This window comes from Halanaerobium saccharolyticum subsp. saccharolyticum DSM 6643, from assembly GCF_000350165.1.
GTDB lineage: Bacteria > Bacillota > Halanaerobiia > Halanaerobiales > Halanaerobiaceae > Halanaerobium > Halanaerobium saccharolyticum.
Genome location: NZ_CAUI01000015.1, coordinates 130289 through 155432, shown reverse-complemented (window position 1 = coordinate 155432; position 25144 = coordinate 130289). Strand labels below are relative to the sequence as shown.

The 25144-nt window shown below is 33.3% G+C and carries 21 protein-coding genes; all 21 read left to right on the top strand.

Going from position 1 to position 25144, the window contains the following annotated elements:
- Positions 1–5 precede the first annotated feature (5 nt).
- Entirely contained in the window at positions 6–2084 is a 2079-nt protein-coding gene (gene topA, locus HSACCH_RS06015) for a type I DNA topoisomerase (protein ID WP_005488609.1), read from the top strand.
- 294 nt (positions 2085–2378) lie between these two features.
- Positions 2379–2948, top strand: a complete 570-nt coding sequence (gene hslV, locus HSACCH_RS06010; RefSeq protein WP_005488608.1) for an ATP-dependent protease subunit HslV — start codon at positions 2379–2381, stop codon at positions 2946–2948.
- Entirely contained in the window at positions 2920–4317 is a 1398-nt protein-coding gene (gene hslU, locus HSACCH_RS06005) for an ATP-dependent protease ATPase subunit HslU (RefSeq protein ID WP_200858880.1), read from the top strand. The genes hslV and hslU overlap by 29 nt, the downstream gene beginning before the upstream one ends.
- A 30-nt stretch (positions 4318–4347) precedes the next feature.
- Positions 4348–5130: a GTP-sensing pleiotropic transcriptional regulator CodY gene (gene codY / locus HSACCH_RS06000; RefSeq protein WP_005488604.1), complete on the top strand. Its 783-nt coding sequence runs from the start codon at positions 4348–4350 to the stop codon at positions 5128–5130.
- Positions 5131–5361: 231 nt separating this feature from the next.
- Positions 5362–6099, top strand: a complete 738-nt coding sequence (rpsB, locus tag HSACCH_RS05995; RefSeq protein ID WP_005488603.1) for a 30S ribosomal protein S2 — start codon at positions 5362–5364, stop codon at positions 6097–6099.
- Between the two features lie 162 nt (positions 6100–6261).
- Positions 6262–7161, top strand: a complete 900-nt coding sequence (tsf, locus tag HSACCH_RS05990) for a translation elongation factor Ts (protein WP_005488602.1) — start codon at positions 6262–6264, stop codon at positions 7159–7161.
- Positions 7162–7276: 115 nt separating this feature from the next.
- On the top strand, positions 7277–7996 hold the full coding sequence (gene pyrH, locus HSACCH_RS05985) for a UMP kinase (protein WP_005488601.1): 720 nt from the start codon (positions 7277–7279) through the stop codon (positions 7994–7996).
- A 26-nt stretch (positions 7997–8022) separates the two neighbouring features.
- Complete coding sequence (frr, locus tag HSACCH_RS05980; protein ID WP_005488600.1) at positions 8023–8580, top strand: ribosome recycling factor; 558 nt, start codon at positions 8023–8025, stop codon at positions 8578–8580.
- A gap of 1 nt (position 8581) precedes the next feature.
- Positions 8582–8800, top strand: a complete 219-nt coding sequence (locus tag HSACCH_RS05975; RefSeq protein ID WP_005488599.1) for an SPX domain-containing protein — start codon at positions 8582–8584, stop codon at positions 8798–8800.
- 53 nt (positions 8801–8853) lie between these two features.
- The gene (locus HSACCH_RS05970; RefSeq protein ID WP_005488598.1) at positions 8854–9573 is read left to right on the top strand and encodes an isoprenyl transferase; all 720 of its coding nucleotides are present in this window, start codon (positions 8854–8856) and stop codon (positions 9571–9573) included.
- On the top strand, positions 9566–10375 hold the full coding sequence (locus HSACCH_RS05965) for a phosphatidate cytidylyltransferase (protein ID WP_005488597.1): 810 nt from the start codon (positions 9566–9568) through the stop codon (positions 10373–10375). The genes HSACCH_RS05970 and HSACCH_RS05965 overlap by 8 nt, the downstream gene beginning before the upstream one ends.
- A 5-nt stretch (positions 10376–10380) precedes the next feature.
- Positions 10381–11439, top strand: a complete 1059-nt coding sequence (gene ytvI, locus HSACCH_RS05960) for a sporulation integral membrane protein YtvI (RefSeq protein ID WP_005488595.1) — start codon at positions 10381–10383, stop codon at positions 11437–11439.
- Positions 11440–11472: 33 nt separating this feature from the next.
- Positions 11473–12621: a 1-deoxy-D-xylulose-5-phosphate reductoisomerase gene (locus HSACCH_RS05955; RefSeq protein ID WP_005488593.1), complete on the top strand. Its 1149-nt coding sequence runs from the start codon at positions 11473–11475 to the stop codon at positions 12619–12621.
- Positions 12612–13688 (top strand): RIP metalloprotease RseP, encoded by a 1077-nt coding sequence (gene rseP, locus HSACCH_RS05950; protein ID WP_005488591.1) that lies wholly within the window; start codon positions 12612–12614, stop codon positions 13686–13688. Before HSACCH_RS05955 ends, rseP begins: the two co-directional genes overlap by 10 nt.
- Positions 13689–13745: 57 nt before the next feature.
- The gene (gene ispG / locus HSACCH_RS05945) at positions 13746–14798 is read left to right on the top strand and encodes a flavodoxin-dependent (E)-4-hydroxy-3-methylbut-2-enyl-diphosphate synthase (protein WP_005488590.1); all 1053 of its coding nucleotides are present in this window, start codon (positions 13746–13748) and stop codon (positions 14796–14798) included.
- Positions 14799–14881: 83 nt separating this feature from the next.
- Positions 14882–16588, top strand: coding sequence for a proline--tRNA ligase (locus tag HSACCH_RS05940; protein ID WP_005488589.1), 1707 nt, complete (start codon positions 14882–14884; stop codon positions 16586–16588).
- 31 nt (positions 16589–16619) lie between these two features.
- Positions 16620–20834, top strand: a complete 4215-nt coding sequence (locus HSACCH_RS05935; protein WP_005488588.1) for a PolC-type DNA polymerase III — start codon at positions 16620–16622, stop codon at positions 20832–20834.
- Between the two features lie 203 nt (positions 20835–21037).
- Positions 21038–21508 (top strand): ribosome maturation factor RimP, encoded by a 471-nt coding sequence (gene rimP, locus HSACCH_RS05930; RefSeq protein ID WP_084815748.1) that lies wholly within the window; start codon positions 21038–21040, stop codon positions 21506–21508.
- Between the two features lie 18 nt (positions 21509–21526).
- Entirely contained in the window at positions 21527–22765 is a 1239-nt protein-coding gene (nusA, locus tag HSACCH_RS05925; RefSeq protein ID WP_005488586.1) for a transcription termination factor NusA, read from the top strand.
- Between the two features lie 49 nt (positions 22766–22814).
- Complete coding sequence (rnpM, locus tag HSACCH_RS05920; protein ID WP_005488585.1) at positions 22815–23075, top strand: RNase P modulator RnpM; 261 nt, start codon at positions 22815–22817, stop codon at positions 23073–23075.
- 30 nt (positions 23076–23105) lie between these two features.
- A complete protein-coding gene (infB, locus tag HSACCH_RS05915; protein WP_005488584.1) occupies positions 23106–25136 on the top strand; it encodes a translation initiation factor IF-2 in 2031 nt (676 codons plus the stop codon).
- The last annotated feature ends 8 nt before the right edge of the window (positions 25137–25144 follow it).

Genomic DNA, 25144 nt, shown 5'->3' with positions numbered 1-25144 from the left:
ATTTAATGGCAAAGAAAAAAAAGAATCTGGTGATTGTAGAGTCACCTGCAAAAGCAAAAACTATAAAGAAATTTTTGGGTAGGAATTATAAAGTAGAAGCATCAATGGGACATGTTAGAGATTTACCAAAAAGTAAATTAGGAATAGATCTCGAAGAGGATTTTGAACCAAATTATATTACAATTAGAGGTAAGGGTAAAACTTTAAACAAATTAAGAAAAGCTGCTAAAAAAAGTGATGAAGTTTTTCTTGCAACTGACCCTGATAGAGAGGGAGAAGCTATTTCCTGGCATCTAGCTTATGCCTTAAAATTATCTGATGAAAATAATAATCGAATAGAATTTAATGAAATAACTAAAAGCGCGATTCAGAATGCAATCAAAAACCCACGGACAATAGATAAGGATCTGGTAGATGCTCAACAGGCAAGACGGTTATTGGACCGGATAGTTGGTTATCGCTTAAGTCCTTTATTATGGAAAAAAGTGCGTAAGGGTTTAAGTGCAGGTAGAGTCCAGACAGTTGCTGTTAAAATAATCTGTGAGCGTGAAGAAGAAATCCGTAATTTTGATGAAGAAGAATATTGGAGTTTAGAAATTGAGTTAAAGAATGAAAAAGGTGAAGTACTTAAAGCTGATCTATATAGAATTGATAATAAAAAGTTTAATCTGGAAAATAAAGAAGAAACAGATCAGGTCATTGAAGACATTAAAAATGAAGAATTTGAAATTATAAAGGTTAAAAAGAGAAAAAGAAGGCGCAATCCCAAATCACCTTTTACAACTTCAACCCTGCAGCAGCGAGCTTCTAATAAACTTAATTATACTGCTAAAAAGACCATGTATCTTGCTCAACAGTTATATGAAGGTATAGATGTTGGTAGTGAGGGTACAGTTGGTTTGATTTCTTATATTAGAACTGATAGTACCAGACTTTCTAATGAAGCAAAAAATGGTGCTAAAGATTATATTTTAAATAAATTTGGAGACAAGTTTCTAAAAAGCTCCAAGAAAAAATCTAAGAAGAATTCGAACGCTCAGGATGCTCACGAGGCGATTAGGCCTACTGACACGCAGCGAACACCTGAGAAGATGAAAAAACATTTATCTAAAGATCAATTTAAACTATATGATTTAATCTGGAAAAGATTTGTAGCAAGCCAGATGAGTCCTGCTCTTTACGAAAGTATTTCAGCTCAATTTAAAGCTGGAGAAAAATATAAATTTAGAGTCAGCGGTTCCCGTCTCTTATTTCCGGGTCATTTAATTTTAACTGGAAAAGAAAAAGAGGATAACATTGACCTTCCGGTTTTAAATGAAGGAGATAAATATTCTTTAGTTAAAACAAATCCCGAACAGCATTTTACCACTCCACCTCCGAGATACTCAGAGGCGACACTGGTAAAAACTTTAGAAGAAGAGGGAATAGGACGTCCGAGTACATATGCTCCTACACTCTCTACAATTGAATCTAGAGATTATGTGGAAAAAGAAGGTCGGTATTTTAAACCAACAGAGCTTGGAGAAACTGTTACTGAATTATTAACTGAGTATTTTCCTGATGTAACAGATGTAGAGTTTACTGCTGATTTAGAGAAAAGACTTGATGAAATTGAAAAGGGAAATGAAAATTGGAAAAAAATATTAAGAGATTTTTATGAACCTTTTTATAATCGTTTAGAAAATGCAAGAGAGAACATGGAAAGAGTTCAAATAGTAGAAGAAACAGATGAAGTTTGTGAAAAATGTGGTAGTCCAATGGTTGTTAAATATGGCCGCTATGGTAAGTTTCTAGCCTGCTCAAGTTACCCGGAATGTAAAAATACTAAACCGTATCTTATTAAAACTGGTGTTGATTGTCCGGAATGTGAAGATGGAGAAGTTATTGAGAGAACATCTAAAAAAGGAAGAACTTTTTATGGATGTAGTAATTATCCAGACTGTAATTTTATGAGTTGGAATAAACCTGTTAAAAAACCATGTCCAGAATGTGGCAGTCTAATGGTTGAAAAAACTACTAAGGCAAAAGGCAAACATTATAAATGTACTAACAAAGAATGTGGACATACAGAAAAAGCAGACTAATTATTATCTAATTTATTAAAACTATTGAGCTTTCTCCAATTTTCTAGTTTGATTGAATTTTGGGGGGAGCTTTAATTATTTATATATAAGCGTTTTTTATAATAATAATAACTAATAAAAGCTAACGCTGAATGAATATTTAAAGATTAGAAACTGATTAGAATATTGTGAAATTAATTGCTAAAACTTGACTTTTTGAAGTAATTCATGTTAATATTAACAAAATAGATTAAAATATTTTGAATCATGTGACAATTTAAAAAATATAAGTTTATAAGTAAAGGAGGTTCTAAATTGTCGATTACAGATTTTGAAGCAACTACTATAGTTGCCGTAAAACATAATGGTTGTATGGCTTTAGCTGGGGATGGTCAGGTAACACTGGGCAATACAGTTATGAAAAGTACAGCCAGAAAAGTCAGAAGATTATATAATGGCAAAATTTTAGCTGGATTCGCTGGAACATCTGCAGATGCATTTACTCTTTTTGAAAAATTTGAGGGTAAATTAGAGGAATACCATGGAAGTCTGCAGCGGGCAGCAGTTGAGCTGGCCAAAGAATGGCGAACAGATAAAATTTTGAGAAAACTTGAAGCTTTGCTAATTGTTGCAGATCTGGATGAAATCCTTATTATTTCAGGTAATGGTGATGTTATTGAACCTGATGGCAAGATTACTGCTATTGGTTCTGGTGGCCCTTATGCAAGAGCAGCTGCCACAGCATTAACCGAACACACTCAAGACCTGAATGCCGGGGATATAGCCAGTGAAGCACTCAAAATAGCGGCTTCTATTTGTATTTATACTAACGAAAATATTACTTTAGAGGAGCTAGATGGAGGTGAGTCTGACAAAGGTGAATAATCAATTAACGCCAAAAGAAATCGTTGCTGAATTGGATAAATATATAATTGGACAGTCAAAAGCTAAGAAATCAGTAGCTATTGCCTTGCGAAATAGATATAGAAGAAAATTAGTAAAAGATGAAATGAAAGATGAAATTATTCCCAAAAATATTTTAATGATTGGACCTACGGGAGTTGGTAAAACAGAAATTGCCCGCAGACTTGCTAAAATTGCTAGGTCGCCTTTTATTAAAATAGAAGTAACTAAGTTTACTGAAGTCGGCTATGTTGGCCGAGATGTAGAATCAATGATAAGAGATCTTACAGAATCAGCGATTAGAATGGTCAGAGAAGATAAAATGGAAGCGGTAGAGATTGAAGCAGAAAAACAGGCTATTCAAAGGATTGTAGATCATATGCTGCCTGGGAAAAGCAAAAATAAAGATGATTATTATTCTAATCTAGTTGATGATGTTAAAAAAACAAATGAAAATGTGGATGATCGAGTAGCTGCCAGGAGAAAAAGAATGTACGACAGAATTAAAGAAGGTAAGCTGGACGATCAAAAAATTGAAATTGAAGTTGAAGAAAATAATACTCAAATGATGGAAGTCTTTTCTGGATCTGGTGTAGAAGAAATGGGTATTAATTTTCAGGATATGCTGGGGAATATTTTCCCTAATAAAAAGCAGAAGAAAAAAGTTACTATTGCTCAGGCTAAAGAAATGCTTAAAGATGAAGAAGCACAAAAATTAATTGACATGGATCAAGTTAAAGCCGAAGCGATAGAAAAGGTAGAAGAAGATGGGATAATTTTCTTAGATGAAATCGATAAAATTGCTGGTAGAGAATCTAATTCTGGCCCGGAAGTTTCGAGACAGGGTGTTCAGAGAGATATTCTGCCAATAGTTGAAGGATCAACTGTCAGCACTAAACATGGTTCAGTTAAAACGGATCACATTCTTTTTATTGCTGCAGGTGCCTTCCATGTTTCTTCACCAGCAGACTTGATACCTGAACTACAGGGTAGATTCCCTTTGAGAGTTAATTTAGACAGTCTCAGCCGGGAAAATTTCAAAGATATACTACTTCTCCCACAAAATTCTTTAGTCAAACAGTACAAGGCATTATTAGAGACTGAGGGCATCACGATTGAATTCACTGAATCTGCGGTAGAAGAAATATCTGGTTTTGCCTATGATATTAACGAAGAAACCGAAAATATTGGGGCCAGAAGGCTGCATACGATTATGGAAAAATTATTAGAAGATCTGTCTTTTGAAGCTCCAGGTATGGATCAAGAAAAAATTGAAATTAATGTTGAATATGTAAATGATAAGCTAAAAGATGTTGTTGCAAATAAAGACTTAAGTAAATATATTTTATAATTTAAAAACTGAAAATGGAGGAGATTTAAAATGGGTAGTTTACTAGAAAAAAGCAGAAAGATTAACCGATTATTACAGAGAACAGGTGGAAATGCAGTCGACTTTTCTGATATGGCTTATGTCTTAAAAGAAGCTGTCAGATGTAACATTTATGTTACAAGTGGAAAGGGTAAGATATTAGGTTACAGTTTACTTGATGATTTCGAATGTGATATTATGGAAGAAGAAGTTATAGATCACGGTGAATTTCCAGAAGACTATAATAAAGGATTATTAAGAATAAGAGAAACTAAATCTAATATAGAACAAAAGGATGGCAAGTGTGTATTTGCAGATGGCGAAGACTGCTTATTTGAAGATAAGTTAACCACAATTGTTCCAGTAATCGGTGGTGGCGATAGATTAGGGACTTTGGTGCTTGCTCGCTATGGTTCTGAATTTAATGATGAAGATTTAGTTTTAGCAGAATATGGGGCAGCAGTTGTAGGAATGGAAATTTTACGTTCCCGCAGTGAAAAAATCGAAAAAGAAGCTCGTAAAAAAGCTGCAGTTCAAATTGCAATTGATACTCTTTCCTATTCTGAGTTAGAAGCAATTGAACATATTTTTGAAGAATTAGATGGAGAAGAAGGATTATTAGTAGCCAGCAAAGTTGCAGATAGAGTTGGCATTACAAGATCCGTTATTGTTAATGCTCTCCGTAAATTTGAAAGTGCTGGTGTAATTGAATCGCGCTCATTAGGTATGAAAGGAACATATATTAAAGTACTTAATGATAATTTATTACCTGAATTAGAAAAACTAAAAGGATAAATATTAAAAATCCTTGATTTTAGGGGCTCCTCTTATAATAAGAGGAGTTTTTTATCGCTTAAAATAAAATTATTTTTTCAAAATAGCTTGATTAAACTTCAAGTCTATGGTATACTTTTTTGTGGCAAAATACACACGACAGTTGATCTAAATGCTGGTGCTGTATTTAATACAGTTGTGTTTAGAATTGATGCTGTCGGAGGCTAAAACCAGAAAGGAGGTGCAGGAGTTATGTCAGTTGTAAATATGAAACAACTCCTCGAATCGGGTGTTCATTTTGGTCATCAGACTAAGAGATGGAACCCAAAGATGAAACCATATATTTTCACCGAAAGAAATGGAATTTACATTATTGACCTTCAGCAGACAGTTAAGTTAATTGACGATGCATATAATTTCGTTAAGGAACAAGCTGCTCAAGGTAAAAATGTACTGTTCGTTGGAACTAAGCGTCAGGCACAGGAAACTATTAAAAAAGAAGCTGAAAAATGCGGAATGCCTTATGTTAATCAGCGTTGGTTAGGTGGTATGTTAACTAATTATAATACTATCAAAAAGCGTATTGATCGTTTAGAAGAAATCGAGCAGATGGAAGAAGAAGGTATTTTTGAAGTTCTTCCTAAAAAAGAGGTTATCGAGTTAAACAAAGAACACGATAAACTTGAGAGATTCCTCGGTGGAATTAGAGATATGAATGGCTTACCAGATGTAATCTTTATCACAGATGCAAGAAAAGAAGATATCGCAGTTTCTGAAGCAAGAAAACTTGATATCCCAATTGTATCAATTTTAGATACTAACTGTGATCCAGATCTGATAGATTATGTCATTCCTGGTAATGATGATGCTATTAGAGCTGTCAAATTGATTACCAGTGTTATTTCTGATGCAGTACTTGCTGGAAAGCAGGGTAAACAAGAAGCTGAAGTTAAAGAACAAGCTGAAGCTGAAGAAAATACTGCTGAATAATTAAGAATTATAAAAAGCGCTGGTGAAGTTTTAAGCTTTGCAGCGCTTTTTTTCTAGCATAATTTTAATTATATATATATAATTATTAAATTATAAATCAAACGTTAATAAAAATTATTTATTTAAAAGTTCTATAAGTTACTATAAGGAGGTTATTAATAAATGGGCGTTACAATGAAAGATATAAAAGAGCTTCGTTCCCGTACCGGTGCAGGTGTTCTTGACTGCAAAAAGGCTTTAAATGAAGTTGATGGTGATGTTGAAGCTGCTGTAGAATTTTTGAGAGAAAAAGGGATGGCGGCTGCTGCTAAAAAAGCTGGTCGTGTTGCTGCAGAGGGATTAGTAAGCTTAAATATCAGTGATGATCGCAAAAAAGGTATTTTAGTTGAGGTTAACTCCGAAACTGATTTTGTTGCTAAAAATGATCAGTTCCAGACTTTAGTATCTGATATTTCAGATCATTTAATGCAGAGTGAGGCAGAGGAAGTAGAAGCTGTTGAAAATGAAAAATGGTTTAAAGATGAGAGCCAGACAGTGAATGATGTAATTAAAGCTTCTATTGCAAGCATTGGTGAAAACATCAATCTGAGAAGATTTAAAAGAGTTGAAACTGATGGTTATTTATTTGGTTATATCCACATGGGTGGAAAAATTGGTGTTTTAGTAGAGTATGCTAATGAGTTTAATGAAGAAAAAGCTCAAACAGCTAAAGATATTGCAATGCATATTGCAGCTATCAATCCAGAATTTTTAGATCGTGCTTCTGTAGACTCAACATCAATTGAAAAAGAAAAGAAAATTTATAGAGAACAAATGTTAAATGAAGGAAAGCCAGAGCATATTCTTGATCAAATTATTGAAGGTAAAATCAATAAGTATTATACTCAGGTTTGTCTTTTAGAGCAGCCATTTGTTAGAAACGACGATCAAACTGTTTCAGAAATATTAGAGGAAAATGATATGGAAGTTAAACAGTTTACACGCTTTGAAATCGGTGAAGGTATTGAAAAGAAAGAAGAAGATTTCGCGGCTGAAGTTGCTGCTATGACAAAAAATCAATAATAATTAAAAAAGGAGAGCACTGGAGAAAGTGTTCTCTTTTTTTAAGTAAATTTGCTTTTAAAAAAGGAATTAGCTAAAAATTGAAGAATAATATTTAATGGAGGTTAATTATATAATGACAGAAAAACCAGTTTATTCAAGAATACTGCTTAAAATTAGTGGGGAAGCCCTTGCCGGTGATAATGGATTTGGTATTGACCCGGACATGATTCAAAAAATTGCTGCAGAAATCAGTGATGTAGTAAAGTCTACAAATGTGGAAATGGCAGTTGTAGTTGGTGGTGGCAATATATTTAGAGGTATAGCAGGTAGTGCAAAAGGAATGGACAGAGGTACAGCAGATTATATGGGTATGTTGGCTACTGTTATTAATGCATTAGCATTACAGGATGCTATCGAAAAATTTGATATTGAAACTAGAGTTCAGTCTGCAATTGAAATGCGTCAGATTGCTGAGCCATATATTAGACGTCGTGCAATCAGACATTTAGAAAAAGGAAGAGTGGTTATCTTTGCGGCTGGTACAGGAAATCCATTTTTCTCAACTGATACTACAGCAGCTTTACGGGCAGCAGAAATTTCTGCAGATGTAATCTTAATGGCTAAAAATGTTGATGGAATCTATGATTCTGATCCTGCAGTTAATGAGAATGCACAAAAGCATGAGACATTATCTTATATTGACTTATTAAATAACTCCTTGCGGGTTATGGACTTTACAGCAGTTTCACTCTGTATGGATAATAAAATACCTTTAAAAGTATTTGCAGTTAAAAAAGAAGGTAACATTAAGCGGGTATTGCTTGGCGAAGATATTGGAACTTCTGTTAAATAACAATCAGATCTGAGGAGGCCAAATTTATGTTTAGAGAAGTAATGAAAGAAACAGAAAATAAGATGCAGAAAACACTTGCAAAAACAAAAGAAGATTTAAATACCATTAGAACTGGTAGAGCTAGACCATCATTAGTCGAAAATATTAAAGCTAACAACTATGGAGTTGCTACTCCAATTCAGCAGATGGCAAAAGTTTTTGCTCCAGAAGCCAGACAGATAGTAATTGAGCCCTGGGATAAAAACAATATTGATACAATTGAAAAGGCTATTATGCAGGAAAATTTGGGGCTTAACCCCAGCAATGATGGTAGTGTAATTCGAATTAATATTCCCCAATTAACAGAAGAAAGAAGAAAAGAACTAGTCAAGATTCTGCATGAAAAAGCAGAAAAAGGTAGAATTGCTATTCGTGCAATTCGACGCGAAGCTAATGAAGAATTAGAAATGTTAGAAGATGAAGGAGAAATTTCTGAAGATAATATGCACCGCGGTCTTGATAATGTTCAGGAGTTAACTGATGAGTATATTGGTAAATTAGACAGCATAGTTAAAAATAAAGAAGAAGAGATAATGGAAGTTTAGCATGGAGTTTGAAGTGTATAGATTATTAGCTTCTCCACTTGCTAAAGCAGTTAATTTTTTTGAAGAAAAACAGCTCAATTATAGATTAAAAGAAATTAAACCTCCATATCAAAATAAAGATAATTTGAAAAACAGTGGAAAAAAAAGAGTTCTTAAAATAAAAAAAGACATTGTTAATAATATTTATCAGATAACCTGGTCTTTTCAATATAACAGCTAATTTATGCCCCCTTTTTAGGGGGTAATTAATTAATTGGAAGGGATGATTTTTTAATGAATAGCCCTAAAAACATTGCAATAATCATGGATGGTAATGGCCGTTGGGCACAACAAAGAAACAAACATAGAACTTCTGGCCATAAAGAAGGGGTTAAAACCCTTAAAAAAATAGTAAAAGCTGCTGTCAATTTAAATGTTGCATCACTAACAGTGTATGCTTTTTCAACAGAAAATTGGAAAAGACCAAAAGCTGAGGTTGATTTTCTTTTAACTTTAATGAGGCAAACTATGCGTAATGAAGTCGAAGAATTAATTGAAAAGGGTGTTAAAGTTAAATTTATTGGTAGAAAAGATGCATTATCGGAAAATTTAACTGATGAAATAGAGTATATCGAACAAAGCTCTACTAATAATAAAAAATTAACATTAAATATTGCCTTTAATTATGGTGGAAGAGCAGAGATTACCGATGCAGCAAAAAGATTAGCTGAAGCTTATAAAGCAGATAAGCTGTCTCTGGATCAATTTGATGAAAATAATTTTTCAGATTATTTATATAATAAAGAACTCAAGGAAGTAGAATTATTAATTAGAACAGGTGGAGATATGCGCCTTAGTAATTTTTTACTCTGGCAGTCTGCTTATGCGGAACTGTATTTCACCGATAAATTCTGGCCTGATTTTGAGGAAAAAGATTTAATCAAAGCGATTGAAGAATTCAAGCAGCGGGAAAGAAGATTTGGCGGCTTAAATGATGGTGATCAGCATGCTTAAAAAAAGAATTATTAGTGCTATTATAGGAATTTTATTATTAATTTTTTTAGTCTTTGCAGGTTCTCTACCATTTTTTATTACAGTTAGTATTATCTCTGTGCTTGCAGTTAGAGAATATGGAAGAATGCTTAAAATTAAATCAAAAGCATTACTTACTTTACTTTCTTTAAGTTCTGTCTTGATTGTTTTTAATGTTTATTTGATTTCTAATAATTATAATTATTTACCGTATGGAATTATTTTTTTTATTATTATTTTTAGTCTTTATATTTATCATTTATATAATTATGAAGAAAATCAATTCATTAAAAACTTAAGTTATCAACTTTTTTCAGTCATTTATATTGGTGGTGGCTTATCCTTTGCAGTTTTTTTAAGAGATCTAAATCGAGATCCCTTTATTAATACTAGTGCTTTATGGTTAGTTTTAATTGCCACCTGGTTAACTGATTCGGGTGCTTATTTTGTAGGAAAAAAATTCGGAAAAAAATCAATGGCGCCTATTATAAGCCCTAATAAGACAATTGCTGGTGCAGTTGGTGGAATTTTAACAACCGCACTCTTTATCATCGCTGCAGCTTATTTTTTAGAAATATTAACTATTTATTATATTATTTTTGCTTTTTTATTTCCTGCAGTTGCAATCATGGGCGATTTATTTGAATCATGTATCAAAAGAAATTTTGGTGTTAAAGATACAGGGACAATTATTCCTGGACATGGTGGTATTTTAGATAGATTTGATAGTTTTATTTTTACAGCACCTTTTACATATTATTTCATTATATTACTACTGGGGTGAATTAAATGTCAATCAATAAATGGTATATTAAATACTTTTTAATGTTTTTGTTTTTGTTATTTAGTTTAGTTATTTTAGAACATGTTTTTATTTATTTTACGCCATTTATTATTGCTGCTGTTATTGCCAGTTTAATTAATCCCATTGTAGATTATTTAGACAATAAAATACCAGTACACAGGGGTTTTAGTGTTCTCATCGTATTATTTTTAGTGATCTTAATTTTAGTAACCATGCTCATCATTGGGGGAGCACAGGGTTATTTAGAATTGAACAGGCTGCTTCGCAACCTACCTGATTATCGTTCCATTGATTCTCAAATAAAGTGGATTTCTGAACAAAATTTAGAATTAGAAAATTTTATGGAAAATTGGGAAATATCAGCTGCTGTTAAAGAGGCAATTAACAGCAATTTACAGTTATTATACAATGGAGTTAGAGATACGCTTGTTTCTGTAATAAATTCAGTTTTGGATTTTTTAACCAAATTACCAAGTATGTTTATGATTCTTTTTATAGCTTTTATAGCCACATTTTTTATCAGTAGAGATCGAGATAGTATTAAAGAATTTCTAATAAATATTTTTCCAGAAGACATACAGCCTAAAATAGCTAATGTTTTTACTCAGTTAAACCGTTCTGCTGTTGGTTATATTAGAGCAATGTTAATTTTAATTACAATTAGTGGAATAGTAGCTGGAACTGGAGTTAAATTAATGGGTAATCAATATGCTCTAATTGTTGGAGCTGCAGCTGCTATACTTGATTTAATACCTATTATTGGTCCTGCTTTATTATTTTACCCCTGGATAGTAATGTCAATTATTTTTGGTAATTTTTCTCAGGCTTTTTCACTTTTTCTGCTGCATTTATTTTTGGCAGGAATACGCTCGGCTTCCGAGGGGAAAATTATGGGTAAAAATCTCGGCTTACATCCTTTGGCAACTATGACAGCACTTTTTTCTGGTTACAGAATACTTGGTGCCATCGGTTTTGTGGTAGGACCAACTTTTTTAGTTATTATTAAGGCAATAGTTGATTCGGATTTAGTAGATATTAGATAATGATTTTTAAGCAATTTACTTAGAGGTGAAAAAATGAAAAATATATCAATTCTTGGTTCCACTGGTTCAATTGGATGCCAGACTTTAGAAGTAATAGATAGTTTAAAAAATTGGCAGGTTAAGGCTTTAACTGCTTATAAAAATATTGATCTTCTTGAAAAACAGATCAAAAAATATCAGCCAGAATTTGTAGTTGTAGTAGATGCAGAAGCTGCAGCTGATTTAAGATCTAAATTAAAGACTAAAAAAACAGAAGTTTTGATCGGTAAAGAAAACTTAAAAATTGCTGCGTCTGAAGATGTAGATATTGTCTTAAATGCAATTGTAGGTTTTGCAGGTTTAGAGCCTTCGCTAGCTGCAGCAGAAGCAGCTAATGATATTGCACTGGCAAATAAAGAAAGTTTAGTCAGTGGAGGTTCTATTTTAACAGACTTAGTTAATAAAAAAGGTGTAAGCTTATTACCAGTCGATAGTGAGCATAATGCGATATTTCAACTTTTAAAAAGTCATGAAAAAGAATTAGATGAAATTCTTTTAACTGCTTCTGGTGGTCCTTTCTTTTCTTATTCTAAGGATGAATTAGCAAAAGTATCAGTAGCAGATGCTTTAAACCATCCAAATTGGGAAATGGGTAGTAAAATTACGATTGATTCTGCTTCTTTAATGAATAAGGGGCTGGAAGTTATTGAAGCTCATTGGTTATTTGATTGTGATTATGATGATATAAAAGTACTTGTGCATCCTCAGAGTATTGTTCATTCAATGATTAGATTGATTGACGGTACTGTTTTAGCAGAGATGGGATCAGCAGATATGAGAATGCCAATTCAATATTGTTTAACTTATCCTGAAAGAATAGAATCTTTAGGGAGCAAATTAGAACTTGATCAAATTGCTGCTTTAGAATTTTTTCAGGCAGATACAGAAAAATTTCCTAATTTAAAATATGCATATACTGCTGGCAAAGCGGGAGGAACCTATCCTGCTGTTTTAAATGCTGCTAATGAAATTGCAGTTTATAGTTTTTTAAAAGGTGAAATTCCATTTTTAGCTATGAGTAGAGTTGTAGCTTCTGTTTTAGATCAGCATCAGAATATTTTAGATCCTAATTTAGAGGATATCTTAAATTCTGATCAAGAAGCTCGTCGTTTGGCCTTGGAGGTAATTAAAGAATGGTTTTAACAATTGTTTCATTTGTAATTGTATTAGGAATTTTAGTGTTCATCCATGAATTTGGTCATTATATTACTGCTAAAAAATCAGATATAATGGTTTCTGAATTCGCACTCGGTTTTGGTCCTAAACTCATTTCTAAGCAGGTAGGAGAAACTCTATATTCGATTAGAGCTATCCCGCTTGGTGGTTTTTGTAATATGGTTGGTGAGTTTCCAGCAGATGAGTCAATGCCGGAAGCAGAAAGAGAAACTTATGATCAAGCCAAGGAAAAAGGAAGGCTTTTTAATCAAAAATCTGCTTTCAAAAGACTGGCTGTAATTTTAATGGGTCCAATTATGAATTTTTTATTAGCTGTTTTAATTTTTATTTTAGCTTTTGCTATTTTTGGAGTTCCCACATCTACAAACAATGAGGCAATTTTAGGTGAGGTGATTCCTGAACAACCAGCCGCTGAAGCAGGTTTGAGAGCAAATGATAAGATACTTGCAATAAACGGACAAGAAGTTGATAGTTGGGAAAAAATGTCTGAGCTAATTAGACAGAACTCGGAACAGGAGATTACAATTCGTTATCAGCGTGATAGTGAGATTGAAGAGATTACTATAACACCAGCTTATGATGAAGAGAGTGAGCGGGGAGTTATTGGTGTTTATCCTAAGTTAATTAGAGAAAATGTTGGCTTTGGCAGTGCTATTACTTTAGGGCTGCAGCAGAGTTATCAGGTTTTTAAAATGACTATCCAAGGTTTTGTCCAGATGTTTAGAGAAAGTTCTGCCGAAGATATAGGTGGACCAATTATGATTGCTTCTATTATTGGTCAGGCTGCAAGAGTTGGAATTTTAAATGTTCTCAATTGGATGGCTATTATTAGTATAAACTTAGGTATAATTAATTTACTACCTTTTCCAGCTTTAGATGGTGGTAGAATATTATTTATAGTCATTGAAATGATAAGAGGTAAGGCAGTGGATCCTCGCAAAGAAAGTTATGTCCACATGATTGGTTTTGCATTATTAATGCTGCTGATGATTTTTATTATTTATAATGATGTAATGAGAACTTTCTTTAATTAATAATTTAATCAAAATTGAGCTGAGGTTATTTTGAGTTATAATTTACAGAGGTGAATTATGTATAATAGAAGAAAAACAAAAGTTGTTAATTTTGCTGAACAGCAAGTTGGAGGAAAGGCTCCAATTTCTGTTCAGTCAATGTGTAATACGAAAACAGAGAATGTAGAAGCCACCGTTAAACAGATAAAAGAACTTGAAGTAGTCGGTTGTGAGATTATTAGGGTGGCAGTTCCAGATGAAAATTCTGCTCAAGCTCTTTCTGAAATAAAAAAAAGAATTAAAATCCCACTGGTTGCTGATATCCACTTTGATTATAAGCTGGCTTTAATGGCAGTTGAAAATGGTGTCGATGCTCTGAGAATAAATCCAGGTAATATTGGAAGTGATCAGAGGGTGAAAGAGGTTGCTTTAGCCTGCAAAAATAATGATATTCCAATTCGAGTTGGTAGTAATTCTGGCTCAATTGAAAAAGAGTTATTAAAAAAATTTGGTGGTCCAACTGCAGAAGCAATGGTTGAAAGTGCTTTAAGAAATGTAAGGATCTTAGAAGAAAATAATTTTGACAAGATTGTTATTTCTCTAAAATCAAGTCATATTTCAACGACTATTAAAGCATATAAATTAATGGCTAAAAAAGTTAATTACCCTTTCCATATTGGGATAACAGAGTCAGGTACTCCCTGGAGAGGTACAATCAAATCGGCTGCCGGTATTGCCTCACTTTTAACACAGGGACTCGGTGATACTTTAAGAGTTTCCTTAACTGGTGATCCAGTTGAAGAAGTTAGAGTAGGCTGGCAGATTTTAAAATCATTAGAGCTCAGAAAAAAGGGCGTAGAAATTATTTCCTGTCCAACCTGTGGTCGGACAAATATTGATTTAATTGCTTTGGCTGAAAAGGTCGAAAAAGAGTTAATGAAAATTGATAAAGATATTACAGTTGCAGTAATGGGTTGCGCTGTAAATGGGCCTGGTGAAGCTAAAGAAGCTGATATTGGTATTGCAGGTGGAATGGAAGAAGGCTTAATTTTTAAATCAGGTAAAATTATCAAAAAAGTAAAGGAAGATCAGCTTTTAGAAGAATTATTAAATGAGATAAATAAACTTTAATATAAACTTTAAAATAAAATTTTAAAAAATTTAAAAAATAATATAACAAAGTAAATTTTTATAAGAAATAGGAGTGGTTTGAAATGCGCATGTCAAAATTATATTTACCAACACTGAAAGAAGATCCTGCTGAGGCAGAGGTTACTAGTCATAAACTGATGCTGAGAGCTGGAATGATGAGAAAACATTCTTCCGGGATATATTCTTATCTTCCTTTAGGATATAAAGTAATTAAAAAAGTTGAAAGTATAACAAGAAAACATATGGATAACAGTGAGGCACAGGAGGTTTTACTTCCTGTGATGCAGACATCTAAAATCTGGAAAGATTCTAAGCGCTGGGACAAATTTGGTCCTTTGATGATTAAATTTCATGATCGTAAAAATCGCGAATACTGTTTAGGCCCAACTCACGAAGAAGTAGTAACTGATCTAGTCAGAGATGAAGTTAGATCATATAAAGATCTACCTTTAAATTTATATCAGATTCAGACAAAGGTTAGAGATGAAATTAGACCTCGTTTTGGTGTGATGCGCGGCCGTGAGTTTATTATGAAAGATGCTTATAGCTTAGATGTTGATTATGAAGGCTTAGATCTAAGTTATCAAGCGATGTATGATGCTTATGAGAAAGTTTTTGCAGAATGTGGTTTAGAAGCAGTTGCAGTTGAAGCGGATACTGGAGCTATGGGTGGAAAAGATTCTCATGAATTTATGGTTCTTGCTGATTCTGGAGAAGATGAAATTGCTTTTTGCAGTGACTGTGATTATGCTGCAAATGTAGAAAGAGCTACATCCAAAAAAGTTGAGATTGATTTTGAAGTAGAATCTGACTTTGAAAAAATACATACACCTGAGATTAAAACTATTAGTGAATTAGAAGAATATTTGGAAGTTCCAGCTGCCAAAATGATTAAAGCTGTTGCTATGATTGCTGATGGTGAGGCAGTTTTAGCCTTAGTTTCTGGTGAAGATGAGTTAAACGAAATTAAATTAACAAATTATCTTCAAGCTAATGAATTAAGAGCTGCCGAAGAGGAAGAATTTGAAGAATTATTTAATAGTGTTCCCGGATTTATTGGTCCTGTAAACTTAAATGGGGTTAGAATTGTTGCTGACCAGCGTTTGAAAAACATGTCAGGAGCTATTGTTGGAGCCAATGAAAAAGATTATCACTTAAAAAATGTAAAAACAAATAGAGATTTTGAAGTTGAAGCATTTGCTGATCTTCGTTCAGTCAGAGGTGGAGAAAGATGTCCTAACTGTGATAGTGGTAAATTAAATATCAAAGATGGGATTGAAGTTGGGCATATTTTTAAATTAGGAACAAAATACAGCAAAAATATGGGTGCCAATTATCTTGACGAAAACGGAAAAGCGCAGCCGATAGTTATGGGAAGTTATGGAATTGGTATTACCCGTCTGGTTGCTGCAGCTATTGAACAAAATAATGATGATTACGGTATTAAATGGCCAAAAGCAATTGCTCCTTATCAGATAATTATCCTACCTTTAGGTAATGATGAGGCAGTTCAGGAAAAATCTGAAGAAATTTATCAAGATTTAAAAGCTAAGGGCTGGGAAGTATTAATTGATGATCGAAATGAAAGAGCAGGAGTTAAATTTAACGACTCTGAGTTAATTGGAATCCCTCTTCGTTTAACTATTGGATCTCGTTCTCTGGAAAATGGTGTAGTTGAAGCAATGATTAGATCAGAAAATAAAAAATTAGAAATAGAATTAGATAATTTAGATCAAAAAGTTGAAAAATTGTATGAAGAGATTTCTTAGGGTTTAATCAACTCTTTGGAAGGAGTAATTAATGATAAAGGCACTCAGCTCAGTCAAAGAAAACAACTTATATAAATATTTAATCTGTGATCAAAATAAAAAAATTATCTATTGCATTACAGATTCTCAAAATAAGTCTGAAATAGAAAATGATTTAAAAGAAAGATTATCTTTAGAGCAGCGAAATTTTCAGCTCAAAATAATTTTTGATCTAACGCTAAAAGAAGAATTGTTTTTAATCTGGCCGCAGATAATCAAAGATTTTGAATCATATTTTTCCTTTAGTACAAACTGGTTAAAAAGAGCTCAGCTCTTTTTGGAAGATCAGGAACTAAAAATTAAGTTAGAAACTAAAATGGCTCAAAAGAAATTAGCGCAGCCTAAAGTAATTAATTTCTTAGAAAATAATATTGGTAAATATTTAAGTCAAATTGAAAAAGTTACTATTCATAATGGTGATTTTTTACCAGAAATTGAGCAAAAATCTGATCCAAGTAAATTCAAACAGCGTTCAGAAAGAACAGCTCCTCCTTCTCAAAATAAGTCAAATGGTGGCTCGAGTTCTTCTAATAATCGATCTAAAAAGAAAAAAAATCGTTATGGGCGTGTCATTCGAGGCCAGAAAACACATAATTTAAAAGAGCTTGATACTGAAATCCCCTCAGTTATAGTTGAGGCAGATTTATTTGAGATAGATGTTCGTCAAACTAGAAAAGGCAGCTATTTATATATATTAAAAATTACAGACTATGACAGCTCTGTTTCTGCTAAATGCTTTTCTGATGAAAAAGATGATTTTCTAGAGAGTCTAAGCAGAGGTGATAGACTTAAAATCCGGGGGAAAGTTGCTTTTGATCCATATAGTAAAGAATGGGGTATAATGTTTAATGATTTAACAAAACTAGAAAAAATACAACGCCAGGATCAGGCTGAAGAAAAAAGGGTAGAACTTCATTTGCATACTCAGATGAGTTCTATGGATTCAGTAATCAATGTTAAAGATGTTGTTAAAAGAGCAGGTGATTGGGGCCATAAAGCAATTGCAATAACCGACCATGGTGTTGTTCAGGCTTTTCCTGATGCTTATGCAGCTGGTCAAAAACATGATGTCCAGATTATTTATGGAGTTGAAGCTTATTTAGTAGATGATGGAGAGCCTATCATTAACAATTCTTATTCTGCAGCTTTAGATGAGACAGAATTTATTGTTTTTGACTTAGAGACTACAGGCTTAAATCCATCTCAACATGAAATAATAGAGATTGGGGCTGTCAAATTAAAAGCAGGAGAAAAAATCGATGAATTTAAATCGTTTATTAATCCTGGAGTAAAAATCCCATCTAAAATAACAGATATAACAGGAATAAATGATAGAATGGTCAAAGATGCTCCCCCGCTAGAACAGGTAATTAATGATTTTGTTGAATTTGCTGGGGATGGGGTTTTAGTTGCCCATAATGCAGATTTTGATTATGGTTTCATTAGAACTGCATTAGAAAATCTAAAAATTAACAGAGATGATTATACTGTTTTAGATACGCTGGGACTGGCCAGAGCTTTAGTAAAAGACAGTAAAAATTATAAACTTAATACTTTAGCTAAATATTTTGATATTGATTTAGAAAATCATCATCGAGCTTTAGACGATGCATCAGCAACAGCAGAAGTCCTTAATAATTTGCTGCAAATAATTAAAGAAGATGGCTCAGATAATTTAAATCAAATTAATAATTATATTTCTAAAATTGACTGGAAAGATTTAAGACCTTTTCACGCTGTCATCCTAGCTAAAAATAAAAAAGGTTTAAGAAATCTATATAAGTTAATTTCTATATCTCATTTAAACAACTTTTATAAGAAACCGAGAATTTTAAAAAGTGTACTTTTACAGCATCGTGATGGTTTAATTATTGGTTCTGCCTGTGAAGCAGGTCAGATTTATAAGGCATTTGTTAATAACAAACCACGAAATGAGATTAAAAAAATAGCCAAACTGTATGATTATCTGGAATTACAACCTCTGGGCAATAATCAATTTTTAATTCCGGATAAAGTAAATTCAAAAGAAGATTTAAAAAATATTAACAAAAAAATATATCAATTAGGACAGGAATTAGATAAGCCTGTAGTGGCAACTACAGATGCACATTTTCTTGATCCTAAAGACAGTATTTTTAGAGAGATCCTGCAAACTGGTCAGGGTTTTAATGATGCTGATCAGCAGCCTCCAATTTATTATAGGACTACAGCCGAGATGCTGACAGAATTTGATTATTTTGGAGATGAAATTGCAAAAGAGATTGTAATAGATAATCCCAATCAGATTGTAGATCAAATCCAAAACATCAAACCAATCCCTGATGGACTCTTCACCCCTGAGATAGAAGGAGCAGAAGAAGAAATTAGGCAAATGTCTTATCAAAGAGCACACGAGTTTTATGGAGAAAAGCTACCGCAGCTTGTAATTGACCGTTTGGAAAAAGAGCTGTCTTCGATTATTGAAAATGGTTTTGCGGTTATTTACTTAATCGCACATAAACTTGTTAAAAAATCTTTAGAAGATGGTTATTTAGTAGGATCAAGGGGTTCTGTTGGCTCTTCTTTTGTAGCAACAATGACAGAAATTACAGAAGTGAATCCACTACCTCCTCACTATCGATGTCCTGAGTGTTCAAAACATGAGTTTATAACTGATGGTTCAATTGGGACTGGGGTTGACCTTCCTGATAAAGTTTGTCCCCATTGTGGAACAGAATTTATTAAGGACGGCTTTGATATACCGTTTGAAGTGTTTATGGGTTTTAAAGGTGATAAAGTACCAGATATTGATCTTAACTTCTCAGGTGAGTATCAGAGCAAAATTCATAAATATACTGAAGAATTTTTTGGTAGAGATTATGTTTATAAAGCGGGAACAATTTCTACAATTGCAGACAGAACTGCTTTTGGTTTTGTTAAAAATTATCTTGATGATAAGGGAATGAATGTTAAAAGAGCTGAAATTGATCGTCTTGTAGCTGGCTGTACTGGTGTTCGCAAAACTACAGGTCAGCACCCTGGTGGGTTAATGATCGTACCGAAGTCAAATAGCATTTTTGATTTCACTCCCATTCAACATCCGGCTAATGATCAGGATACAGATATTAGAACAACTCATTTTGATTATCATTCAATTAGTGGTAGAATTTTAAAACTTGATTTACTTGGGCATGATGATCCTACATCACTGAGACTGCTGCAGGATATGACAGGTATTGAGCCAAAAGATATTCCACTTGATGATCCCGATACCATGAGTATTTTTTCAGGGACTGATATTTTAAATGTTGATTCAGATCTGCTGGGAACCGATATTGGAACTCTTGGAATCCCCGAATTTGGAACTTCCTTTGTGCAGCAGATGCTTAGAGATACCCGACCCACAACTTTTGCTGAACTTGTCCGAATCAGTGGACTTTCACACGGAACAGATGTCTGGTTAAATAATGCTCAGAATTTAATTAAAAATGGTAAAGCAGAATTAGCTGAAGTAATTTCCGTACGTGATGACATTATGAACTATCTTTTACAGAGAGGTGTTGAACCATCAACAGCTTTCTGGATTATGGAGCATGTTCGTAAGGGTAAAGGTTTAAGTGATGAAGAAGAACTGGCAATGCGCGAAAATAATGTGCCAGATTGGTATATAGATTCTTGTAAAAAGATTAAATATATGTTTCCTAAGGCACATGCTGCAGCTTACGTGACAATGGCTTATAGAATTGCTTATTTTAAAGTCCATTATCCCGCGGCTTTTTATACATCGTATTTTTCAATTAAAGCTGATGACTTTGATGCCCAGCTTGCTTGCAATGGTCAAGAAAAGGTGATTAATAAAATTGAAGAACTTGAAGCTTTAGGTAATGATATGACTGCTAAAGAAAGCGGTACACTTACCGTTTTAAGAATTGTACTGGAAGCAATGATGAGAGGTATTGAATTTTTACCTGTTAATATTTATGAGTCTGAGGCAGCTCGTTTTCTTAAAAAAGAAGATAATAAACTTTTAGCTCCATTAATCAGTTTACAGGGGCTGGGAGCAAGTGCTGCTGAAAGTGTTGTTATAGAAAGACAAAAATCAGATTTTACCTCAATTGAGGAATTATCAAATAGAACCTCACTTACCTCAACAGTAATTGAAGTACTCAGGGAACATGGTTCTCTAGACGGAATGCCGGAAAGAAATCAACTTTCTTTGTTTAATTAAGTTCTCAGAGTTGATATTTATGGCTGCAGTTTAGCTGGCTTTTTTAAAAAACTTGCAACTATAAAAAAGCTGTGATAGAATTATAAAGGAAAGAGTTCTGATAAATACTAATGTTGATTTTTAGGAGTGGGGATGTCTTCCCACTCTTTTATTATAGTTTAAGTAAAATTTTAAAAATAAAATTAAATATTTAAGGAAGAGGGGTGTTTTATTTGGGGAAAGTTGCTGAAACAGTAACAGACTTTGTACTTCCTATTGCCCATAGTGAAGATCTGAATTTAATTGAAGTTGAATTTCTAAAAGAAGGTAGTGATTGGATTCTACGTATTTTTTTAGAAAATAAAGATGGTGATTTAACTATAGAAGAGTGCGAAAAAGTGAGTAGAGCTTTAAGCATGATTCTAGATGAGGAAGATCCAATCGATAAAAGTTATATATTAGAAGTTTCTTCTCCTGGGATTGAAAGACCACTTAAAACGGAAGAGGATTTCGAACGTTTTCAGGGAGAATTAATTGCAGTAAAAACTTTCAAAAAAATAAATGGCGAAAAAGAATTTATTGGAACTTTAAAGAAATTTGAAGAAGAAAAAATAACTTTAATTTTAAAAAATGATGATGAAATAACAATTGATTATAGTCTAGTAGCTAGAGCTAATTTGACTTTTGAAATTTAATATTAAGGGGGGGAAAGCATGAATCTAGAATTCATTCAGGCCCTGGATGATATAGAAAAAGATAAAGGTATATCTAAGGATGTATTATTAGAGGCCATTGAAACAGCATTAGTTTCTGCATATAAAAAAGATTTTGGTTCTAAGGATAATGTTAGAATTGAGATTTCTGCAGAAGCTGGAGAAGTTAAAGTATTTTCTCGCAAAGAAGTTGTAGAAGATGTTGAAAATGAAAATAGTGAGATTTCTTTAACTGAAGCTGAAGGAATAGATAGCAAATATACTTTAGGTGATATAGTAGAAATTGAGGTAACACCTGCTAATTTCGGACGTATTGCAGCTCAGACAGCTAAACAGGTTGTAATGCAGAGGATTAGAGAGGCAGAAAGAGATGTAATTTTTGATCAATATAAAGAAAAAGAGGATGAACTAATTACTGGAACAATTCAGCGTTTCCATAATGATAATATTTTGATTGATATGGGGAAAACAGAAGCATTATTACCACCTTCTGAACAAATTGCTGGAGAAAGATATGAAATTGGAGAAAGAATTAAACTTTATGTTGTTGAAGTTAGTACAACTAATAAAGGACCTCGAATTTTAGTTTCCAGAACTCATCCTGGATTATTAAAAAGACTTTTTGAAATTGAGGTTCCAGAAATTTTTCAGGGTTTAGTTGAAATCAAAGCAGTTGCCAGAGAAGCTGGTCAGAGATCTAAAATGGCAGTTAGTAGTTCTGACACTCAGGTTGATCCTGTGGGTGCCTGTGTTGGACCTAAAGGAATGAGGGTGCAGGCTGTTGTTAACCAATTAAACAATGAGAAAATTGATATTGTAAAGTGGGATGATGATCCAGAAGTATTTGTTGGAAATGCTTTAAACCCAGCTGAAGTTGTTAGTGTAGATATCAATAAATCAGATAAAATTGCTGAAGTTGTAGTTCCTGATTTTCAATTGTCATTAGCAATTGGTAAAGAAGGACAAAATGCAAGACTTGCAGCAAAATTAACAGGCTGGAAAGTGGATATTAAAAAAGAATCTGAAATTGAAGCTGAGCCTGATAATCTTGAAGAAATTGAAGCTAATGCTTCTGAACTTAAGGCAAACTTAGAAAAGTTTGAAGAAGAAGCTGAAGCTGCTGAAGAAATTTCAGAAACTGTAAATCCAGATGATGATGTTGAAGAGGCAACTGAAGATTTAATTGAGGAAATGTCTGAGGAAGTAGAAGAATTAGAAAAAAACACTAAAGAAAACTAAAAAATGGTTGAAATAATTTTAGAACAAAATATCTTAAGGAGGATTGAGATTGCAGAGCAGAAGTCCTATTCGTAAATGTGTAGGTTGTGGTGCCAGAAGGGATAAGATTGAACTTTTAAGAGTTGTGAATAATAAAGGAGAAATTTTAATTGATCCAGGAGAAAGAACACCTGGTAGAGGTGCTTATCTCTGTCCTAATACGGATTGTTTAGATAAAGCAGTAGAAAAAAATTCACTTAAAAAAGCATTAAAAATTGATATTTCTGACGAGATTTATGAAAAAATTTCGGAGGAGATTAAACATGATTAACTAACAGCAGAATATTTTGGAGGTGCAAGTATGGCAAAAATTAGAGTGTATAATCTAGCTCATGAGCTAGATATGGATAGTAAGGAAGTAATTGATATATTAAATGAACTTGATATTGAGGTATCAAGTCATATGAGTACAATAACTGATGAAACAGCAGAACTTGTAAAAGGTATGTATGCAGGAGATGATACTGCAGCAGAAAGTGAAGCAGCGCAAAAAGAAGCTATTAAAGCTGAAGCTGAAAGTAACGAACAGGCCGAAAATGAAGCAGCTGCAGCAGATGATTTGGAAACAGAAGCAGATGCAGTAGAAATTGAACTGCCAATTACTGTTAAAGAATTTGCTGAAGAAATTGGTGAGGCTCCTAACAACTTAATTGTAGAATTAATGAATATGGGAGTTATGGCTAATGTTAACCAGAGTTTAGATGAGGATACCCTGGAATTATTAGCAGAAGAAATTGGCGTTCAAATTAAGTTTAAAACTGAAGAGGAAGAAGAAACATTAATGAGAGTTGGACCTGAAATTGAAGATAAAGAAGAGGATTTAGAAGTTCGTCCTCCGATTGTTACAGTAATGGGTCATGTTGACCACGGGAAAACTACTCTTTTAGATGTTATTAGAAAAAGTAGAGTTGCCGGCAGTGAAGCTGGTGGAATTACACAGCATATTGGTGCTTATCAGGCAAAAGTTAATGAAAAATTAATTACTTTTATTGATACACCCGGACATGAGGCTTTTACAGCAATGAGAGCACGTGGTGCTCAGTTAACTGATATTGCAATATTAGTTGTAGCAGCAGATGATGGAATTATGCCACAGACAGAAGAGGCAATTAACCATGCTAAAGCTGCAGGTATTCCAATTATTGTTGCTATTAATAAAATTGATAAAGCAAATGCTCAACCCGAAAGAGTTAAACAGGAATTAACCGAATATGGTTTAGTACCTGAAGATTGGGGTGGAAACACAATTTGTGTTAATGTTTCTGCACTACAGGAACAAAATATTGATGAGCTTTTAGAAATGATTATTTTAGTTTCAGAAATGGAAGAGTTAAAGGCTAATCCTAATCGTTTAGCAGATGGGGTTGTAATTGAGGCTGAACTTGATAAAGGTAGAGGTCCTGTTGCAACTATTCTAGTTAAAAATGGAACTCTTAAAATTGGAGATCCGATTTTAGCCGGCCTTACTTCAGGTAGAGTAAGAGCTATGTTTAATGAATTTGGTGAATCGCTTGATAAAGCTGGACCATCTTCAGCTGTTGAGGTGCTTGGTTTTAACGAAGTTCCTGCTGCAGGAGACTTTGTGCAGTCGCTTGAAGATGAAAGACAGGCAAGAGATGTTGCTTCAGATAGACAGGATGAGAGAAGACAATCTGAATTAAAATCAGATGCTAAGGTTTCTTTAGATGATCTTTATAATCAGATTCAAGAAGGTGAAGTTAAGGAATTAAACATCATTATCAAAGCTGATGTACAAGGTTCTATTGAGGCTTTAAAAGCTTCACTAATTAGATTAGGAACAGATGAAGTAACAGTAAATGTTATTCACACTGGTGTTGGTGGAGTAAATGAGACTGATGTTAACCTGGCTAGTGCTTCGAATGCAATTATTATTGGTTTCAACGTACGTCCTGATAATAAAACTATCAAAGCTGCAGAAAAAGAAAAGGTAGATATTAGAACTTATAGAGTAATTTATAAAGCGATAGAAGATATTAAAAATGCGATGGCAGGTTTGCTTGATCCAGAGTTAAGAGAACAAGTTACTGGTAGAGCAGAAGTAAGAGATACATTTAAGGTGCCAGATGTTGGTATTATTGCAGGTGCTTATATTACTGATGGTCATGTAAATCGTAATTATGATGCTCGTCTAATAAGAGATGGAGTAGTTATCCATGAAGGAACAATTTCCTCTCTTAAGAGATTTGAAAATGATGTGAGAGAAGTAAAATCTGGTTATGAATGTGGAATTGGAATTGAAAATTATAATGATATCAAGGTTGGAGATATTATCGAATTCTATACTTATAAGGAGATTAAAAGGTCCTTATAGAGGTGAGG

Bases quoted from the DNA above. Each gene is read 5' to 3' on its own strand.
- topA (WP_005488609.1), top strand. From the start codon at position 6: ATGGCAAAGAAAAAAAAGAATCTGGTGATTGTAGAGTCACCTGCAAAA.
- hslU (WP_200858880.1), top strand. From the start codon at position 2,920: ATGGAGGTGAGTCTGACAAAGGTGAATAATCAATTAACGCCAAAAGAA.
- codY (WP_005488604.1), top strand. From the start codon at position 4,348: ATGGGTAGTTTACTAGAAAAAAGCAGAAAGATTAACCGATTATTACAG.
- rpsB (WP_005488603.1), top strand. From the start codon at position 5,362: ATGTCAGTTGTAAATATGAAACAACTCCTCGAATCGGGTGTTCATTTT.
- tsf (WP_005488602.1), top strand. From the start codon at position 6,262: ATGGGCGTTACAATGAAAGATATAAAAGAGCTTCGTTCCCGTACCGGT.
- pyrH (WP_005488601.1), top strand. From the start codon at position 7,277: ATGACAGAAAAACCAGTTTATTCAAGAATACTGCTTAAAATTAGTGGG.
- frr (WP_005488600.1), top strand. From the start codon at position 8,023: ATGTTTAGAGAAGTAATGAAAGAAACAGAAAATAAGATGCAGAAAACA.
- HSACCH_RS05975 (WP_005488599.1), top strand. From the start codon at position 8,582: ATGGAGTTTGAAGTGTATAGATTATTAGCTTCTCCACTTGCTAAAGCA.
- HSACCH_RS05970 (WP_005488598.1), top strand. From the start codon at position 8,854: ATGAATAGCCCTAAAAACATTGCAATAATCATGGATGGTAATGGCCGT.
- HSACCH_RS05965 (WP_005488597.1), top strand. From the start codon at position 9,566: ATGCTTAAAAAAAGAATTATTAGTGCTATTATAGGAATTTTATTATTA.
- ytvI (WP_005488595.1), top strand. From the start codon at position 10,381: ATGTCAATCAATAAATGGTATATTAAATACTTTTTAATGTTTTTGTTT.
- HSACCH_RS05955 (WP_005488593.1), top strand. From the start codon at position 11,473: ATGAAAAATATATCAATTCTTGGTTCCACTGGTTCAATTGGATGCCAG.
- rseP (WP_005488591.1), top strand. From the start codon at position 12,612: ATGGTTTTAACAATTGTTTCATTTGTAATTGTATTAGGAATTTTAGTG.
- ispG (WP_005488590.1), top strand. From the start codon at position 13,746: ATGTATAATAGAAGAAAAACAAAAGTTGTTAATTTTGCTGAACAGCAA.
- HSACCH_RS05940 (WP_005488589.1), top strand. From the start codon at position 14,882: ATGCGCATGTCAAAATTATATTTACCAACACTGAAAGAAGATCCTGCT.
- HSACCH_RS05935 (WP_005488588.1), top strand. From the start codon at position 16,620: ATGATAAAGGCACTCAGCTCAGTCAAAGAAAACAACTTATATAAATAT.
- nusA (WP_005488586.1), top strand. From the start codon at position 21,527: ATGAATCTAGAATTCATTCAGGCCCTGGATGATATAGAAAAAGATAAA.
- infB (WP_005488584.1), top strand. From the start codon at position 23,106: ATGGCAAAAATTAGAGTGTATAATCTAGCTCATGAGCTAGATATGGAT.